The sequence below is a fragment of the uncultured Methanobrevibacter sp. genome, from assembly GCF_902788255.1.
In the GTDB taxonomy this organism is placed as follows: Archaea; Methanobacteriota; Methanobacteria; order Methanobacteriales; family Methanobacteriaceae; genus Methanocatella.
Map to the genome: position 1 here is coordinate 1 of NZ_CADAJR010000028.1, position 16,277 is coordinate 16,277.

18 protein-coding genes are annotated in these 16,277 nt (G+C 36.3%); 15 read left to right on the forward strand and 3 right to left on the reverse strand.

Annotated elements, in window-relative coordinates; all coding sequences use genetic code 11:
* Positions 1–109 precede the first annotated feature (109 nt).
* The 15 genes from QZV03_RS08595 to QZV03_RS08665 all read left to right on the forward strand — a co-directional run bounded on the left by QZV03_RS08595 (position 110) and on the right by QZV03_RS08665 (position 13,724).
* Complete coding sequence (locus tag QZV03_RS08595; RefSeq protein ID WP_296875862.1) at positions 110–1,420, forward strand: ABC transporter permease; 1,311 nt, start codon at positions 110–112, stop codon at positions 1,418–1,420.
* A 78-nt stretch (positions 1,421–1,498) separates the two neighbouring features.
* Positions 1,499–1,720: a hypothetical protein gene (locus QZV03_RS08600; RefSeq protein ID WP_296875864.1), complete on the forward strand. Its 222-nt coding sequence runs from the start codon at positions 1,499–1,501 to the stop codon at positions 1,718–1,720.
* Positions 1,721–1,929: 209 nt separating this feature from the next.
* Positions 1,930–2,343: a C-GCAxxG-C-C family protein gene (locus tag QZV03_RS08605; RefSeq protein ID WP_296875866.1), complete on the forward strand. Its 414-nt coding sequence runs from the start codon at positions 1,930–1,932 to the stop codon at positions 2,341–2,343.
* 17 nt (positions 2,344–2,360) lie between these two features.
* Positions 2,361–2,810 carry a hypothetical protein gene (locus QZV03_RS08610; RefSeq protein WP_296875868.1) on the forward strand — a complete coding sequence of 150 codons (450 nt, stop codon included), beginning with the start codon at positions 2,361–2,363 and terminating at the stop codon, positions 2,808–2,810.
* A 133-nt stretch (positions 2,811–2,943) separates the two neighbouring features.
* Positions 2,944–3,318: a helix-turn-helix transcriptional regulator gene (locus tag QZV03_RS08615; protein WP_296875870.1), complete on the forward strand. Its 375-nt coding sequence runs from the start codon at positions 2,944–2,946 to the stop codon at positions 3,316–3,318.
* A gap of 18 nt (positions 3,319–3,336) precedes the next feature.
* Positions 3,337–5,937 (forward strand): cation-translocating P-type ATPase, encoded by a 2,601-nt coding sequence (locus tag QZV03_RS08620; RefSeq protein ID WP_296875872.1) that lies wholly within the window; start codon positions 3,337–3,339, stop codon positions 5,935–5,937.
* Between the two features lie 273 nt (positions 5,938–6,210).
* The gene (locus tag QZV03_RS08625) at positions 6,211–6,432 is read left to right on the forward strand and encodes a hypothetical protein (protein WP_296875874.1); all 222 of its coding nucleotides are present in this window, start codon (positions 6,211–6,213) and stop codon (positions 6,430–6,432) included.
* 15 nt (positions 6,433–6,447) lie between these two features.
* A complete protein-coding gene (locus QZV03_RS08630) occupies positions 6,448–6,678 on the forward strand; it encodes a hypothetical protein (protein WP_296875876.1) in 231 nt (76 codons plus the stop codon).
* 11 nt (positions 6,679–6,689) lie between these two features.
* On the forward strand, positions 6,690–6,956 hold the full coding sequence (locus QZV03_RS08635) for a DUF6110 family protein (protein ID WP_296875878.1): 267 nt from the start codon (positions 6,690–6,692) through the stop codon (positions 6,954–6,956).
* 127 nt (positions 6,957–7,083) lie between these two features.
* Complete coding sequence (locus tag QZV03_RS08640; protein ID WP_296875880.1) at positions 7,084–8,454, forward strand: MATE family efflux transporter; 1,371 nt, start codon at positions 7,084–7,086, stop codon at positions 8,452–8,454.
* 210 nt (positions 8,455–8,664) lie between these two features.
* Positions 8,665–10,269, forward strand: a complete 1,605-nt coding sequence (locus tag QZV03_RS08645; protein WP_296875882.1) for an ABC transporter substrate-binding protein — start codon at positions 8,665–8,667, stop codon at positions 10,267–10,269.
* A gap of 154 nt (positions 10,270–10,423) precedes the next feature.
* Entirely contained in the window at positions 10,424–11,320 is an 897-nt protein-coding gene (locus QZV03_RS08650) for an ABC transporter permease (RefSeq protein WP_296875884.1), read from the forward strand.
* Complete coding sequence (locus tag QZV03_RS08655; RefSeq protein WP_296875886.1) at positions 11,310–12,164, forward strand: ABC transporter permease; 855 nt, start codon at positions 11,310–11,312, stop codon at positions 12,162–12,164. The genes QZV03_RS08650 and QZV03_RS08655 overlap by 11 nt, the downstream gene beginning before the upstream one ends.
* Positions 12,165–12,175: 11 nt before the next feature.
* Entirely contained in the window at positions 12,176–13,123 is a 948-nt protein-coding gene (locus tag QZV03_RS08660; RefSeq protein WP_296875888.1) for an ABC transporter ATP-binding protein, read from the forward strand.
* Complete coding sequence (locus QZV03_RS08665; RefSeq protein ID WP_296875890.1) at positions 13,113–13,724, forward strand: ABC transporter ATP-binding protein; 612 nt, start codon at positions 13,113–13,115, stop codon at positions 13,722–13,724. The genes QZV03_RS08660 and QZV03_RS08665 overlap by 11 nt, the downstream gene beginning before the upstream one ends.
* A gap of 66 nt (positions 13,725–13,790) precedes the next feature.
* Here QZV03_RS08665 and QZV03_RS08670 read toward each other — a convergent pair whose 3' ends face one another.
* Genes QZV03_RS08670 through QZV03_RS08680 form a run of 3 tightly spaced genes read right to left on the reverse strand, consistent with a single transcriptional unit; the run spans position 13,791 to position 16,213 of the window.
* Positions 13,791–14,612 (reverse strand): nicotianamine synthase family protein, encoded by an 822-nt coding sequence (locus tag QZV03_RS08670; RefSeq protein WP_296875892.1) that lies wholly within the window; start codon positions 14,610–14,612, stop codon positions 13,791–13,793.
* Positions 14,613–14,649: 37 nt separating this feature from the next.
* Positions 14,650–15,264 carry an ABC transporter ATP-binding protein gene (locus QZV03_RS08675; protein ID WP_296875894.1) on the reverse strand — a complete coding sequence of 205 codons (615 nt, stop codon included), beginning with the start codon at positions 15,262–15,264 and terminating at the stop codon, positions 14,650–14,652.
* 1 nt (position 15,265) lies between these two features.
* Positions 15,266–16,213, reverse strand: coding sequence for an ABC transporter ATP-binding protein (locus QZV03_RS08680; RefSeq protein ID WP_296875896.1), 948 nt, complete (start codon positions 16,211–16,213; stop codon positions 15,266–15,268).
* Between the last annotated feature and the right edge of the window lie 64 nt (positions 16,214–16,277).

Sequence of the window (16,277 nt, forward strand, 5' to 3'; positions counted from 1 at the left end):
TGGTTCCGCGGGGATAGCCTAGAAAATACTCAATAAACGATTGAGCAATAAAAATAAAACTCTAGGAATCCTCACCTTCTATAAGGCGAGGTTGTTCAAACTGGGGCCTATGACCATTCCTCAAATCACCTTTGAAGAGTTTGGAATGCTCTACAGCATTCCTGAATGGCATGTCGGATTTGACATGATTTTCGTTGTTGCAACAGCAGGAATAGTGATATTGTCCCTTCTGATATCATATCTGGCATGCAGAAGCATTGCAAAGGAAAGCCCTTCACAGGCCATCAAGCCGAAGGTTCCGAAAATTTCCTCTTCGGGATGGTTTGAAAATTCAAGAATCTGGAAGAAACTATCATTTAATGTTCGCTGGAATTGGCGTGATGCCAAAAGAAATAAGTTCAGGGCATTGATGAGCGTTGCAGGAGTATTGGGCTGTACAGTAATCATTATCGCATCATTCGGATGTATGGACAGTTTTGATGAAATGAAAGAGTGGACCTATGATGATATAAATCATTACGATTCCAAACTGGTCCTGGAGGAGAATGCTACGGACTCACAAATCGACAATATAGTTGATGAGGTTGATGGTGAGAAATTAATGGAAGGTTCGATTGAAATCAAATCGGGTGATATCAAGAAATCGGGGCTTCTGACAGTTTTGGATGACAATGAACTCATCACTCCGACCGATGATGATGAAAATCCGATTGAGATTGGCGATGATGAGGTTTGCATTTCTCATAAGATGGCTGAATTATTGGGTGTTGGCGTTGGAGATACCATTAAATGGCATACCATGGGCTCCGACAAGTGGATCAGTTCAAATGTGGATAAGATTTACGCTGACCCTACATCTCAAGGCATAATACTTTCAAAGGATAAACTCGAAGACTTTGATAAGGATTACAATCCGACCAGCATCTTATCTTCCCAAAATGTCACTGATAATTTCACTGGCGTAAAAACCGTGCTTTCAAGCGACACTTTAACTGAAAGCTGGGATCAGATGATGGAATCCTCAATGAGCATTGTTTATCTCTTAGTGGTATTTGCAACATTGCTGTCCGTCATTGTGCTTTATAACTTGGGTCTTCTTTCATACACTGAAATCAAGCGTGAACTGGCAACATTGAAGGTTTTGGGCTTTAAAACTAGCAAACTCAGAAGACTGCTGCTCACTCAAAACCTGTGGTTTACAACAATAGGATTTGTGATTGGAGTTCCATTGGGTATAGCGGTCCTGCAGTATCTGTTCGGCACTATGGGAGATTCATTCTACTTGCCTGTGCACTTATCCCTCAAGACATTGGTTGTAACATTCCTAATCACTTATGTAGTTTCAGTTCTTGTGAACCTGATGTTTTCAGGCAAGCTCAAGAAATTGGATATGGTTGAATCACTTAAGGATAATGAGTAGTTTTTTCTACTTATTATACTTAAATGGTGACATAATCTTTAAAAAGAAGTAATTTCTATTATTATTTAGGTGATATTGATGGTTGAGATTACTAGCAAGTCAAAATACATGGATTTGTTGAACGCATATCCCTTGCTCAAAACGGATTTGGTGAGAAAAAACCATAAGTTCAAGTTCCTGGTGACTCCTATGGGAAAGATTTCCCTATGGGAAGCTGATCTTGAGGAAGTCAGTGAAAGTGCCCAAATGAGTGTTGACGAAACTGTCGAACTGTTTCAGGAATTGATTGATTCGTATTGAATTTAACATGGGAGTTGTATGGTCTGAAATTGCTTTAGATTATCCTCTCAAATTTTTAATTTTTTACACTATTAAATTGATATTTATGATTACACTTCTTTTTCATGAATTGTTTCTTCAATTAAATAACATTATTTTTCAAAAAGGAATTTTTTTCATACATTTATCCATAGGAAACTTAATTACTGGCATCAATAAATAATATAATCATGAATTCAATTGAGGATGCAGTTCAGTTATTTGAAGATGGGTACGTGTGCTCACAGGCAGTATTTGCAGCATTTTCTGAAAAACTTGGACTTCCCAAACAACAGGCTTTAAAAATTGGGGCTTGTTTTGGAAGCGGCATGAGAAAGGGGGAAGTTTGCGGGGCCTGTACTGGAGCATTAATGGTGCTGGGCTTGAAATATGGTGAAAACAAGACTGAAAGTAATGAGGCTTGCGTTAAGTTTCTAGATGAATTTAAAAAAGAAAATGGATCCATCATCTGTCGTGATTTGCTTGGTTGTGATATCAGTACGGATGAGGGAGTAAAACACGCTAAAGATAACAATCTATTTAAGGAATTCTGCCCAAAAATGGTGGAATCAGCTTCTAAAATTGTTGATGAAATGATTTTATAATATTGTTCGGAGGTCTTATGGCTAAAAAGGGATTAATATTAATTTTAGTGGTTCTTGTGGCTAGTTTAGTTCTTGTTGGTGCTTATTCGCTAACTGAATCTCCTGCAGGTGGCGGTAATGTCACTAAACTGGAAGTGTCATCGGAAGGACCATTCAATGTGAGTGAAATTGTTGAGGATATAGAGAACTCCTCATATTATGAGGGATATGACAATGATACTGTGGATTGGATGAAATCATTGGGGGATATGTATGTCTTTAACGGTTTGCAGTCATTTGTCATCATGGATTCTAAGGATGCAAGCAAATTGCCGTCAGAATTTGCCACTGATGTTTCTATAAAAAACATTTTCAACTGTGAAGTGGTTGAAAAGCGTTCTTTGGGAGACATTGAGCATCCGAGGGATGTGTATTTGGTAAAGAATGTGGAATATCTGGAACAGAATATAACTTATTATCCTGTTTAGGCCTGCACATTGACGGGAGTTGTCAAAAGATAACTCTTATTTTTTTTAAAATTAACATGTCATAATATCATGATATGAAAACTTTTAAATACATCATATCATAATATGTAAATATATAATATATGTGATGGAAATGAAAAAAGATAATCTTGAAATTGATGACGAAGGCGTATGCGAAGTATTTAACTCTCATGAAGATGCAGTTGAAAGAGTAAAAGGTCGCATGCCCTCAGAAGAAGAGTATGCTGAGCTATCTGAATTCTTCAAAATATTTGGTAACCCAACAAGATTAAAAATTATTTCCCTGCTTGCAGTAGAAGATTTATGTGTATGTGACATTTGTGAAGCTCTGGACTTGAACCAGACAACAGTCTCAAACCAACTTAGGATATTGCGTGCCAATAACTTGGTAAAATATCAAAAAGAAGGTAAAATGGCAAGATATTCACTTACAGACCTGCACATTGAAATGATTTACAAAGTGGGATTAGAACATATATTAGAATAATTTTTAATTGGTGATAATATGGTAGAAAATAGATGTTATGATGCAGATTGTGCAGATGAAAACTGCCGCAATCCAGAACATTACAACTACATCTGTTTTGACCCTGAATGTGAAGAAATTCACTGTACAGATTCTAATCATTATAATAAAGAGTTGTTAAGAGAATATCAAGAAAATTCAGATTTAAGTGTATATGACCACAGAGAAGAAATAGATTATGATGAGGATGTTGACATAAGTATTTGCGGATGTCCTGATTGTGCAGATGACCATGATCACGACCATGACCATGACCACCATCATCACCATCATGAGCATGAGGAAGAAGATTCTTGCTCTGATCCTGACTGTGGCTGTCATGACCACGACCATGAGCATGAAGATGAGGATTCTTGTTCAGACCCTGATTGTGGTTGTCATGATGAGCATGAGCATCATCATGAGCATGACCATGAGTATGAGGATGAGGATTCTTGTTCAGACCCTGATTGTGGTTGTCATGATGAGCATGAGCATCATCATGAGCATGACCATGAGCATGAAGATGAGGATTCTTGTTCTGATCCTGATTGTGATTGTCATGACCATGAGCATGAGGAAAAGGATACCTGTTCAGACCCAAACTGTTCCTGCCATAACGATGATGATGTAGATATCAGCATTTGTGGTTGTCCTGACTGTGCAGATGATGACCATGACCATGAACATGGGGAAGAGGAGCTATTGGCTGAAGGAAAACCTTTGATTGCAAATAGACCTATTCAAATCATCGTTGCAAGCGGAATTTGTTTTGCAGTGGGACATATTATGGAAATGCTGTCAGTCAATCTGACTGTTGTAACATTGGTTTTCATGGTTGGTGCATTGATTGCAGGTTATGAAATAGCAGGTCTTGCATATAAGTCATTGGTTAAAAGACACACTGTAGGTCCTGCAATGTTGATGTGTATTGCTTGTGTTGCTTCATTCATCATTGGCCATCCTGAAGAAGGTGCTGCAGTAACATTCCTTTACTACATTGCTGAGTTTTTAGAGGATTATGCTGAACATCGTGCAAAACGTTCAATCAAATCCTTGGTTGAAATCGCTCCTGAAACCGCAAGGGTTAAAGTGGGAGACTCTGAAGTGGAAAGGAAAGTCGATGACGTAAACATTGGTGAGATCGTTATTGTGAAACCTGGGGACAAGGTTCCTTTGGATGGTGCTGTTGTTTCCGGTTCATCATCAATTAACCAGGCTTCAATCACTGGTGAAAGCGTACCTGTACTTAAGGAAATCGGTGATGAGGTATTTTCAGGAACCGTTAATGTGGATGGATACCTGGAAATTGTTGTAACCAAAAAGGCAAAAGATTCAGTCATCTCTAAAATTGTTACTTTGGTTAAAAGGTCACAACTTAACAGGTCTGAAACTGAATCCCTGGTTGAAAAAGTGGCAAAATACTATACTCCGGTAATGATGGTTGCTGCGGCATGCGTTGCATTCATTCCCCCATTGCTATTTGGCCAGCCTTTGGTTGACTGGGTTTATAAGGCACTTTCACTTCTGGTAATCTCATGTCCTTGTGCGTTTTTAATCTCAACACCGGTAGGTATGGTGTCTGCAATTACATCAGCTACTAAAAATGGTGTTTTGATTAAGGGAAGTACATATGTCGAGGAGATGCGTGGAGTTAAAGCGGTGATCTTTGACAAGACTGGTACATTGACTGAAGGGAAACTTGAATTGAGTGAAGTTAAAGTATTGGATGAGGGTTGTACCCAAGAGGATGTTGTAAGAATTGCGGCTTCACTGGAGCATAACTCATCTCACCCTATCGCTCAGGCTATTGTAAATTATGCAACAATGAACGATATCGAGTTTGAAGAGGTTGATGAGTTTAAAAATGTTCCAGGTAAAGGTATTGTTGCAAATATCAATGGAAATGAATATTATGCGGCAAATGAGTCTTTAATCGAAGGTTCAAACTTTGATATTTCAAGAGAAGAGATTAATAGGTATTCCAGTGAAGGCAAGACCATAGTGTTTGTGGGCGATGCATCAAAAGTGCTGGGTATAATTACCGTTTCAGATAAAATCAGGGACAATGCATTCGAAGTAATCAAAGACCTGAAAGGTCAAGGGGTACAGACTGTAATGCTTACAGGGGACAACAAGATTGCCGCTAAAAGTGTGGCCGATGAAATCGGAATCGACTATGTTTATTCCAACCTGATGCCTGAAGACAAACTGAACATTCTTGACACTATCAGAAACAAATTCGGTGATGTTGCCATGGTCGGAGACGGTATTAACGACGCACCGGCTCTTGCACGTGCAAACATTGGTATTGCAATGGGTGCTGCAGGTTCAGATGTGGCAATCGAGACAGCGGATGTTGCATTGATGCAGGATGATATCTCAAAACTTCCATATTTATTTTCCTTATCACGCAAAACAATGGGAATCATCAAGCAGAACATTACTGTGGCAATTGCAGTTAAATTGTTATGTGTAGTGCTTGCTGTTTTAGGTATTATCACACTGATGATGTCTGTTGGATTTGGAGATTTGGGATTAACACTTCTGGTTATCTTAAACTCATTTAGAATTGGAATGGTGAAAGATCCACTATTCTGATTTATTCTTTATTTTTTTTGGAATAACTAAATTTTAAAACGATTTAGATTGTCCTAAATTAGTTTTAACTAAATATTTATTCTTTGATTAACCTAAAAATGAATTTTAAAACGAATGGTTTATATTGTAGTTTTTATTTAATGTTATAATAGGTAATATTACTTAATTTTTATTTAAAAATTTAGGTGAATAAAAAATATTTTTTTCATCTAAGTTGGGGCAACCCATATCTGGTCATTTTTGGCCTAAACTATTATACAAGGAGGAATACTGATGGTATACAAAAAAATCATGGACTGCGCGATTGAACATAAACACGCTTTAATATTTGCGGGAGGTATTGCAACCGCAATTATCGGTAAAAAAGTATTAGAATCACAAACTTTCAAAGAAACCACTACAAAAGCTATGGCTAATGTAATGTCAGCTAAACAGGATGCTGAGAAAGCTGTTGAAGAAATGAAAAAGGATGCAGAAGAAATTAATAAAGAATAAACCGGGGGAATAGTTATGGTATGGAAAAAAGCATTGACTTTAGCAGTAGGGCACAAAGCAGCATTAATCTTTGCTGGAGGAGTTGCAACTGCAGTAGTCGGTAAAAAAGTGTTGGAATCAGACATTGTAAAAGAAACCGCAACAAAAGCTATGGCTGAAGTAATGTCCATGAAAAACGATGCTGAAAAAATGATGGATGATATGAAAGCCGATGCTCAGGAAATTGTTGTTGAATCTAAAGAATAGCTGGTGATTGGATGCTACGTGAAGACATTTTACCATTTGCAAAAGAACATAAACATGCTTTACTATTCGCTGGAGGAGTTGCAACAGCACTCATTGGTATGAAAATCTTAAAATCACAGACAACCAAAGATTTGGCAACCAAAGGAATGGCTAGTGTAATATCTGCCAAAAAAGATGCAGAAGAAACCTTCCAGGATATGAAGGAAACTGCTGAAGACATAGTCTATGATGCCAGTGAACAAAATCAGCAGGAAATCTACGTTGAGAAAAAAGAATAGTCCATCTATTCTTTAACTTTTTTTATTTTAAAATGAAATTTTCCATTTAATTTGTTCGAAAAATTTGACCAACTGAAAAATTATTGAATAATTAATTTTATATTTGAATAAATTTTAATTATAATGTATGTTAGGTAATGATTCATCAAATGTTGACATAATGCTTGGAAACCCTAAAAAAGCATTGCTTAAAATGTCAGTGCCTTTGATTGTATCGTTGCTCATTTCCAGTTTTTATAATCTGATTGATGCGGCATGGGTGTCTGGTCTTGGTGCCGATGCTCTTGCAGGTGTTGGGTTTTTCACACCAATATTTATGGTTTTGGTCGGTTTTGGAAACGGTTTGGGTGCGGGGGCATCGTTTGCCATATCAAAATACATTGGTGAGGAAAATAAACCAAAGGCGGATAATGCCTCAATCCATTCAATTTTATTGGATATAATTGTTTCAATAATTTTGACAATTGTTCTGTTGGGGTTCCTAAATCCAATATTGAATGTGATGGGTGCCGGCCAAACTATAAATTATGCCACAGATTATGGGGTAATAATCTTGACAGGTTCAATCCTTATAATTCTTTCAAATGCCTTGTATGGTATTTTCAGAGGTGAAGGTGACAGTAAAAGGCCAATGTATGCCATGATTGCCTCAGCAATTCTTAATATTATCTTGGATCCAATTTTTATCTACACTTTGGATTTGGGAGTTAAAGGAGCAGCCATTGCGACATTGATATCTGCAATGTTTGTAATATTGATTTTGATTTACTGGTTCTATTTTAAAAGGGACACTTACCTAAAGCCTAATTTAACTAATTTCAATTTTAAAAGGGAAATTTCAAATGATATCGTTAAGGTGGGTATTCCCGCAAGCATTCAGCTTTTAAACAATGCATTCTTTGCGGCTGTGTTCTCCATGCTTTTGGTTTATGTTGGATCAACTGATTCTGTGGCGGTATACTCAACTGGTTGGAGGATTGTAATCATAACAACAACTCCTCTCTTGGCTATTGGAACCGCTCTAATCAGTGTCATTGCAGCTAATTTCGGAGCTAAAAATTATAAGAATATCCAAACAGCTCACAGATATGCCATGAAGGTTTCTCTGGTAATAGCAATTGTTGTAATGATTTTAACAAATCTTTTTGCTTCAGATATTGCATCGGTCTTTACATCAAGCGGAAGCAGCGCAAGAATATCTGCCGAGCTTACAAGCTTCATTGCTTGGATAGTAATCTATTATCCGACAATGGCCGTTGGAGTTCCATCCACTTATGTGTTCCAGGGAATTGGTAAGGGAATAACTGCAATGTTTCAAACAATAATGCGTGAAACAGGTTTTACAATATTTTTTGCGGTTTTATTTGCGGTTGTTTTAAATTATGGTGTTTGGGGTGCTTGGATGGGTATCGTATTGGGTGAAATTGTTTCCAATAATCTTACGGGTATCTGGGCGGATTGGCAGATTAGAAAATTAATGAAATCTTATGAACCTTGAATTATTTTTAAAAATTTAATACTTTATTTATATTATTTATTAAAATAGTAATACTAATTTTTAATTTATTAGTAATTTTTATATACTTTAATCTTGAAATAATTATGTGTAATATCATTTTATAATAAAGTATTACTTATCAATTAATTATTTATAAAAAAGTAATACTTAGGATATTACTTTAATTATGATATTTAATGGGGAAAAAGTATGGATAAAAAATATATTATTGGAGCAATTGTAGCTGTTATTGCAGTAGTTGCCGTAGCTGCTTTTGCTTTAGGTGGGGGCAGTACTGAACATGCTGCTAATGAATTAGTTACATGTGTGGCTGCTCATGGAGAGGAACCTGAATTCGGTTTTGACCCAATGCATGGTTGGGGATACCATGATTCAGGAACAGAACCTCTCATTCAAAGTACAATTCTTAAAAGAGACAAAGACAATAATTTCGTAAATGACCTAGCAACAGACTATGACATTTCCAGTGACTTTAAAACATACACCGTAACTATCCGTGACGATGTAAATTTCACTGACGGTAATAAATTAACCGCAAAAGATGTTGCATTCTCTTATAATAAAGCTAAAGAGTTAGGTGAAGGTGCAGACTTAAGCTCTATGAATGAAGCTAAAGCTGATGGAAACAAAGTTGTATTCACACTCAATAAATCAGATTCAACATTCATCAACAAATTGACTGATGTAGGAATTGTTCCTGAAGCAGGTTACAATGAAGATTCATATGGTCAAAACCCAATAGGATCAGGACCTTATAAATTGGCTCAATGGGATAAAGGACAACAGTTCATCCTCGAGAAAAACCCTGACTACTATGGAAAAGAACCATACTTCGATAAAATCACCAATCTCTTCCTTGACTCCGATGCGGCATTTGCAGCAGTTAAAAACGGAGATGTGGACATTGCTGAAGTGCCAGTAGCATACGCTAACGAAACCGTAAAAGGATATCATATGGAATACTTCGATTCTATTGATGTACGTGGTATTTCTCTGCCAACTCAAATGGACGAAGGTAAATTAAGTGAAGATAATGTAACCATTGGTAACAATGTAACTGGTGACCCTGCTATTAGGGAAGCATTAAACATTGGTATTGACAGAGAAGCATTATTAGAAGGTGCATTAAACGGTTTCGGTGATGTTAACTATAATGGTGTAGCGGATCAATTAGCATGGTCATTTAATTCCACATTTAAAGACGGTCAAGTTGACCAAGCAAAACAAGTTCTAGAACAAGCAGGTTGGAAAGATACTGACAACGATGGAATTGTAGAAAAAGATGGTCAAAAAGCATCATTCTCAGTTTACTATAATTCTCAAGCATCCGAAAGACAGGCAATTGCTGTAGCTGTTGCAGAACAAGCTAAACAAATAGGTATTGAAATTGAACCTGTTGGCGGAAGCTGGGATGACATTGACCCTAACAGATACAGCCAAGGTGTTGTATGGGGATTCGGTTCAGCTGACCCAATGGAAATCCAACATCAATATGATTCCAGAGTAGCAGCCGTAGGTTACGACAACCCTGAAGCACTCAACGATACTGCAGTTGATTCATTGATTGATTCAGCAATGGCTCAAGAAACTAACTCTTCATATGCTACATGGTCTCAAGCAGCTCAACAAGCTAATTCCAACTACCCATTCCTTTGGGTTGGAACTATGGATTACACTTACTTTGTAAGTGATGACTTAGACATTTCCAACAGTACACACCTGATATATCCTCACGGTGGAGATATCTGGGGTAATATCTACGATTGGAAACGTGTTAATGAAACCGAAGCTTAAATGATTTATTTCATATAAATCATTTTCTTTTCTTTTTTTAAATTAATTATATGAGTTGATTAAAATTAACAATAAAAAATTAGCTAAATTTTTAGGTTTTAAAGCCATTAGATTACTAATTTTATTAATTGTTATTGCAGCAATCAGTTTTATAATGATCCAATTATCTCCAATTGATCCGGTTAAAGCGTATCTTGGTCAAAGAATCGTTAGCCAGGAACAATTGGCAATTGTTGGAGAATATTGGGGAACAAATCTGTCTTTAGGCGAAAGAGTTATGGGTTGGCTTACAACATTGGCATCTGGAAGCATGGGTTTCTCATTGATTTTCAGAGTTCCTGTTACTGAAGTAATCGTACAGAAATTCACAGCGTCATTGACTCTTATGGTCGTCTCTTGGGTAATATCTGCAATCGTAGGATTTGGGTTAGGAGTTATTGCAGGTGCAAAAGAGGGAACTTGGATAGATAAAGTAATTAAAACTTATTGTTACATTTTACAATCCACACCGACCTTTTGGATAGGATTAGTACTTTTAATGGTTTTTTCAGTATATTTAGGATGGTTCCCAATCGGTCTTTCAGTGCCTATTGGCCAGTTATCCGACACGGTCACTTTCTGGCAGTGGTTGTATAGATTGATACTTCCAGCTGTTACTTTAAGTATTGTTGGAATAGCGTCCCTTACAATGTTTACAAGGGATAAGCTTATCAATGTTAAAAAAAGCGATTATTTCTTGTTTGCACAGGCTAGAGGTGAAAGCTTTTGGGGGATAATAAAAAACCATGGGATAAGAAATATTCTGCTTCCTGCAATAACAATTCAATTCATGTCATTCAATGAGTTATTTGGTGGAACAATTCTTGTTGAACAGGTATTTGCCTATCCGGGTATCGGTCAGGCAACAGTTGCGGCAGGATTAAGGTCAGACGTTCCCTTATTGTTAGGCATTGTTATTGTCAGTACAATTTTTGTATTTGTCGGAAACCTGATTGCAGACATGATTTATAAATATGTTGATCCTAGATTGAGGGGTGAGGATGATGAGTGAAACTCCATGGTACAATAAAGGTTTATTCAGTTCTTTAAACTTAAGGCAAAAAACCTTATTGACAATTGCACTCACAGGATTGCTGTTATTGGTTATTTTTCTTTGTGGAATGTTTATTGATGCAAATTTGCCTACCGATTTCACCACAAGAATGAAACCGCCGTCCTTTGAACATCTTTTCGGTACTGATTGGATGGGAAGGGACATGTTTTTAAGAACAGTTAAGGGTTTAAGCTTAAGTATTGTAATTGGTATAGGAGCATCAGTGATATCCAGTATCATCGCCACTATTCTAGCATTTGTCGCAAGTTTTAACAGGTATAGTGACACATTCGTGTCCTGGCTTATTGACTTATTTGCGTCAATACCTCATATCCTACTGATTATGATGATATCCATTGCGTTGGGTAAAGGTGCATTTGGTGTAATAATGGCTGTGGCATTTTCACATTGGGTGAATTTAACCAGAGTATTGAGGGCGGAGGTCTTGCAGATTAATACCTCAGAATATGTTGCATTGTCCCAGAAATTTGGAAGAAGCAAATTATGGATTGCAAAAGAGCATATCCTACCATTGGTATTGTCCCAGATATTTGTTGGAACATTACTGGTATTCCCTCATGCGATTATGCACGAATCAAGCGTAACATTTTTAGGATTCGGTTTATCTCCACACGAACCTGCAATTGGTATAATCCTATCCGAATCAATGTCCTATCTTGCAATGGGGGCATGGTGGTTGGCATTCTTCCCAGGTTTGGCATTGCTGATTGTAGTATTGCTGTTTGATATTATTGGGGATAATCTAAAACGTTTGTTTGATCCTTCAGAGGCTAATAATTAGGTGGTGATTTAATGTCAAAGCTATTGGAAGTAAATAATTTATCAATATCATTCACACAATATGTTCAGGGATTGAATAGGCATGACTCAAAGGTTATCACCGACTTAACAATTGATGTCGATGAAAATGAAATTGTTGCGATATTGGGTTCTAGCGGCTCAGGTAAAAGTCTTTTGGCACATTCAATTTTAGGAATTTTGCCGTATAACTCTCATGTAACCGGTGAAATTAAATATGAGGGGCAAGTTTTAGACCAGGAATTAAAAGAAAAGTTAAGAGGTGATGAAATATGTCTGATACCTCAATCCGTTAATTTCCTGGATCCTCTTATGAAGGTGTCTGAACAGGCAATTGGTGAATGCAAGGATGAAAATGAACATAAGGAAAAGAAATTGAGACAAAGGGAAATATTTGACAAATACGGATTAGATGAAAGTGTGGATGATTTATATCCTTTTGAGTTATCCGGAGGAATGGCAAGGAAGGTGTTATTGTCAACTGCGCTGGTGGGCAATCCTAAATTGTTGATTGCCGATGAACCAACTCCTGGTCTTGATTCAAAAAGTGTTAAGGAAACAATTGAAGATATTCGTAATTTAAAGGAAAACGGTAAAGGGGTACTGTTAATCACTCACGAAATAGATGTTGCTCTTAAAACTGCAGACAGGATTGCAATATTTTATTCAGGTTATGTTATCGAAATAAACACTGTTGAAAACTTCAAAAATGCGGAAAATGTATTGCATCCATATTCAAAAGCGTTGATTAATTCTCTGCCGAGAAACGGTTTCAATTTAACTGAGGGTGTTCAGCCCTTAGATGAGGTTCCAGGTTGTCCTTACTATGAAAATTGCCCGATACGATTGGATAAATGTGAAAAAAACAAACCTGAATTGATTGACCATGATGGAATTATGATTAGATGTTTCAATTTTGAGGAGGTTAACGATGGAACTTAAAGCAAGTAACATTTCTTTTTCATATAATAAAAATCGAAAGATTTTACAGGATTTTTCCATATCTGTCAATAGTAATCAGATAATTGGTTTGATGGGAGACAGTGGAAGCGGTAAATCCACCTTATGCAAGATTATGGCAGGCTATATTTCACATTATTCTGGTGAAGTTACATTGGATGGCAAAACAATTCCTAATAAGGATTTCTATCCAGTTCAATTAATTTTCCAACACCCTGAAAAGACCATGAATCCTAAATGGAAAATGGAAAAGGTTTTAAATGAATCCTGGACTCCTCCTCAAGATTTAAAAGATACTTTTGGCCTTAAAGAGCACTGGTTGACACGTTGGCCTAATGAACTTTCAGGAGGGGAACTGCAGCGCTTCAGCATATTGAGGGCTCTTAATCCAAAAACTAGATTCATCATTGCAGATGAGATAAGTACTATGTTGGATGCCGTAACACAAGTGCAGATATGGGAAGCGCTTATCAATCATTGCAAAGCGAATAATATTGGCATATTGGCTGTAAGTCACGATAAAGAGTTGCTTGAAGTGTTTTGTGATGATATTTTATATTTTGATGAAGTTAATAATCTTTAACTCATCAATATATAACTTTTTTTTAACCATATTAAATTTTAATTTGGCGATGGTTTATTTTGGTACTTACTCAATTTTCCTAATTAAAACTGAAGTGTTGTTTGTTTTTCCTGAAGGTAGCATCATAACTTCCTTATGGAAACCTCTTGTATCCTTATCAAGCACTGGAGAATATAGTATTGCTCTCATTCCGGTATATGTTCTGTAGATTACTGGTGTTTTTTCATCTACATATTCCCAGATGTTTGCAAAGACCCTGTCCTTCGGCTCAGCCAGTGCTGCAACCATCAAAATGTCATAATCCAGATCTTTGATTGCGGTTTCATCTCCCACAACAATTTCAATGTCCTTGTCGAGGCCCAATCTTTTAAGAACTTTTACGGATAGCTCTGCAACATTTTCCTGCTGTTCGATTCCAATGCATTTGCATCCGAATACCTTGTTAAACATTATCAATGTCAATGGAAGAGGGCCTGATCCTAAAAATAAAAAAGTTTTTTCTTCATTGAATTTTGCAAGTTGGCTTTCATTTTCAATAAGTCCAATGTATCTATCATAAAAATGGAATGAATCTAGTGTTTTGCTTGGATTGTCTGATTCCAATATTTTTAGGGCATTTTCGGTTTCTAGTCTAGCACCAATGTAAACATAAAATTTTCTAATCAGTTTCAATGCCTTGTTCATCTTTTCATCATCTAGGATGTGTTTTGCGGAATCGAAATCGATTGTCTTGTCATGAGCTATTATTTCCACATCGTCTAAAATTTCTATGATTTCATCAATGTTGATGTCATCTAGTTCCGAACTTCCGTATTTGTTCAAATCACCATAGGATGATAGTTTTTCTGCAATTTCCGCTAGTTTTCCCCAGTATTTATAACAACTCATTTTTTTCACCGAATAATTTGTTTTTCAATGATTATAATTAAATATGGTTAATATCTTTTAAATAAATCTTATCGTCACAAATAGTTTCCACTAAATCCATGTCATGACTAACAAGTAAAAAACCCATTTTTCTTTGTTTCACGATTTTTAAAACAGAATCTAGTATTTGTACTTGTGTGATTGCATCAAGCATTGTTGTCATTTCATCTGCAATTAAAAACTTGGTGTTTGGATTCAGTGATCTTAAAACTGAAAATCTTTGAAGTTCTCCTCCAGATAATTCCTGAGGAAAACGGGTTAACCAACTCTTTTGAATACCGAATTCCTCAAAGAATTCATCAGGCACATTCCATGATTCTTTTAACACCATTTCCATTTTCCATTTTGGATTCATTACTTTTTCAGGGTGTTGGTATATTAACTGCACTGGTTTGAATCCTTTTTTAGGTAATGGATTTCCATCAAAAGTCACGCTACCTTCATATTTTGTGACATATCCTGATAATATTTTGCATAATGTTGATTTTCCACTTCCGCTGTCTCCAATCAAGCCGATGATTTTATTATTGTTCAATTCAAGATTAACATCTTTTAATAAATAATTTTTAGCGGAAGGATACTTAAAGGATATATTTGTTGCTTTAAGTTCCATTTTATGCACCTACCTCATATTTGAAGCATCTTACTTTTTTATTTCCCAAGTTTAATAGTTCTGGCCTTTCATCTCTGCATCTATCAAATCTCATTTCGCATCGGTCATAATATGGGCATCCGTTTTGGATTTCTCCGTGTAATGGTTGATGGCCTTTAATCAATTCAAATCCGTTTGCAGGCAATGCCTTGTATAATGCTTTGGTGTATGGGTGCAATAGGTTTTCACCATCACCTGAGAAATCCTTGTTTTCAGCAATTTCAATAACATATCCTGAATAGAATATACCAATTCTGTCTGCCACTTCTAGTGCTGCATGTATGTCGTGTGTGATAAGAAGCACTCCGATTCCATCTTCTTTCATGTGTTTAAAGTGATTTAATGTTTCTTTTACAGTTTTTTCGTCAAGTCCCGGTGTAGGTTCGTCTGCTACAACGAGTTTTGGGTCGGATAATAATGCAGTGGATACGAGTACTCTTCTTGCCATTCCTCCAGATAATTGGAATGGGTACATATCGTCCACTTCGGGTCCTAAGTTGTAGTGTTTGAATATTTCTCTTTGTTTAAGTTTTTTCTCTTTTCTTTTATTTTCATCTTTAACATTTCCGATGGCTTGATCGGAAATTTTCATCAATGGATCGAGGAAGTTGACTGATTGAGGTACCAATACAATTTCTTCGCCTCTTAGTTCCTCTTTATCCTGTTGGCTTAATTCTTTTCCTTTGTATTTAATTTTTCCGTTTAAGTTAGCATTTTCAGGAAGTATTCCAAATATTGCATGTGCTAACAGGCTTTTTCCAGAACCACTTGAACCTAAAACCGCCAATATTTCTCCTTCAGATATATCTAAGGTTAAATCCGTTATTACCTTTAAATCTCTTTGAGTTAATCCTTTTGTATATTGGATAAATGAGATTGAAACATTTTCTACATCTAGTAATTTTTCCATTAATTCACCTTCATAATTTCCAAATGGTAAGTTTTATATACTAATTTGTACTTTATCAATATTA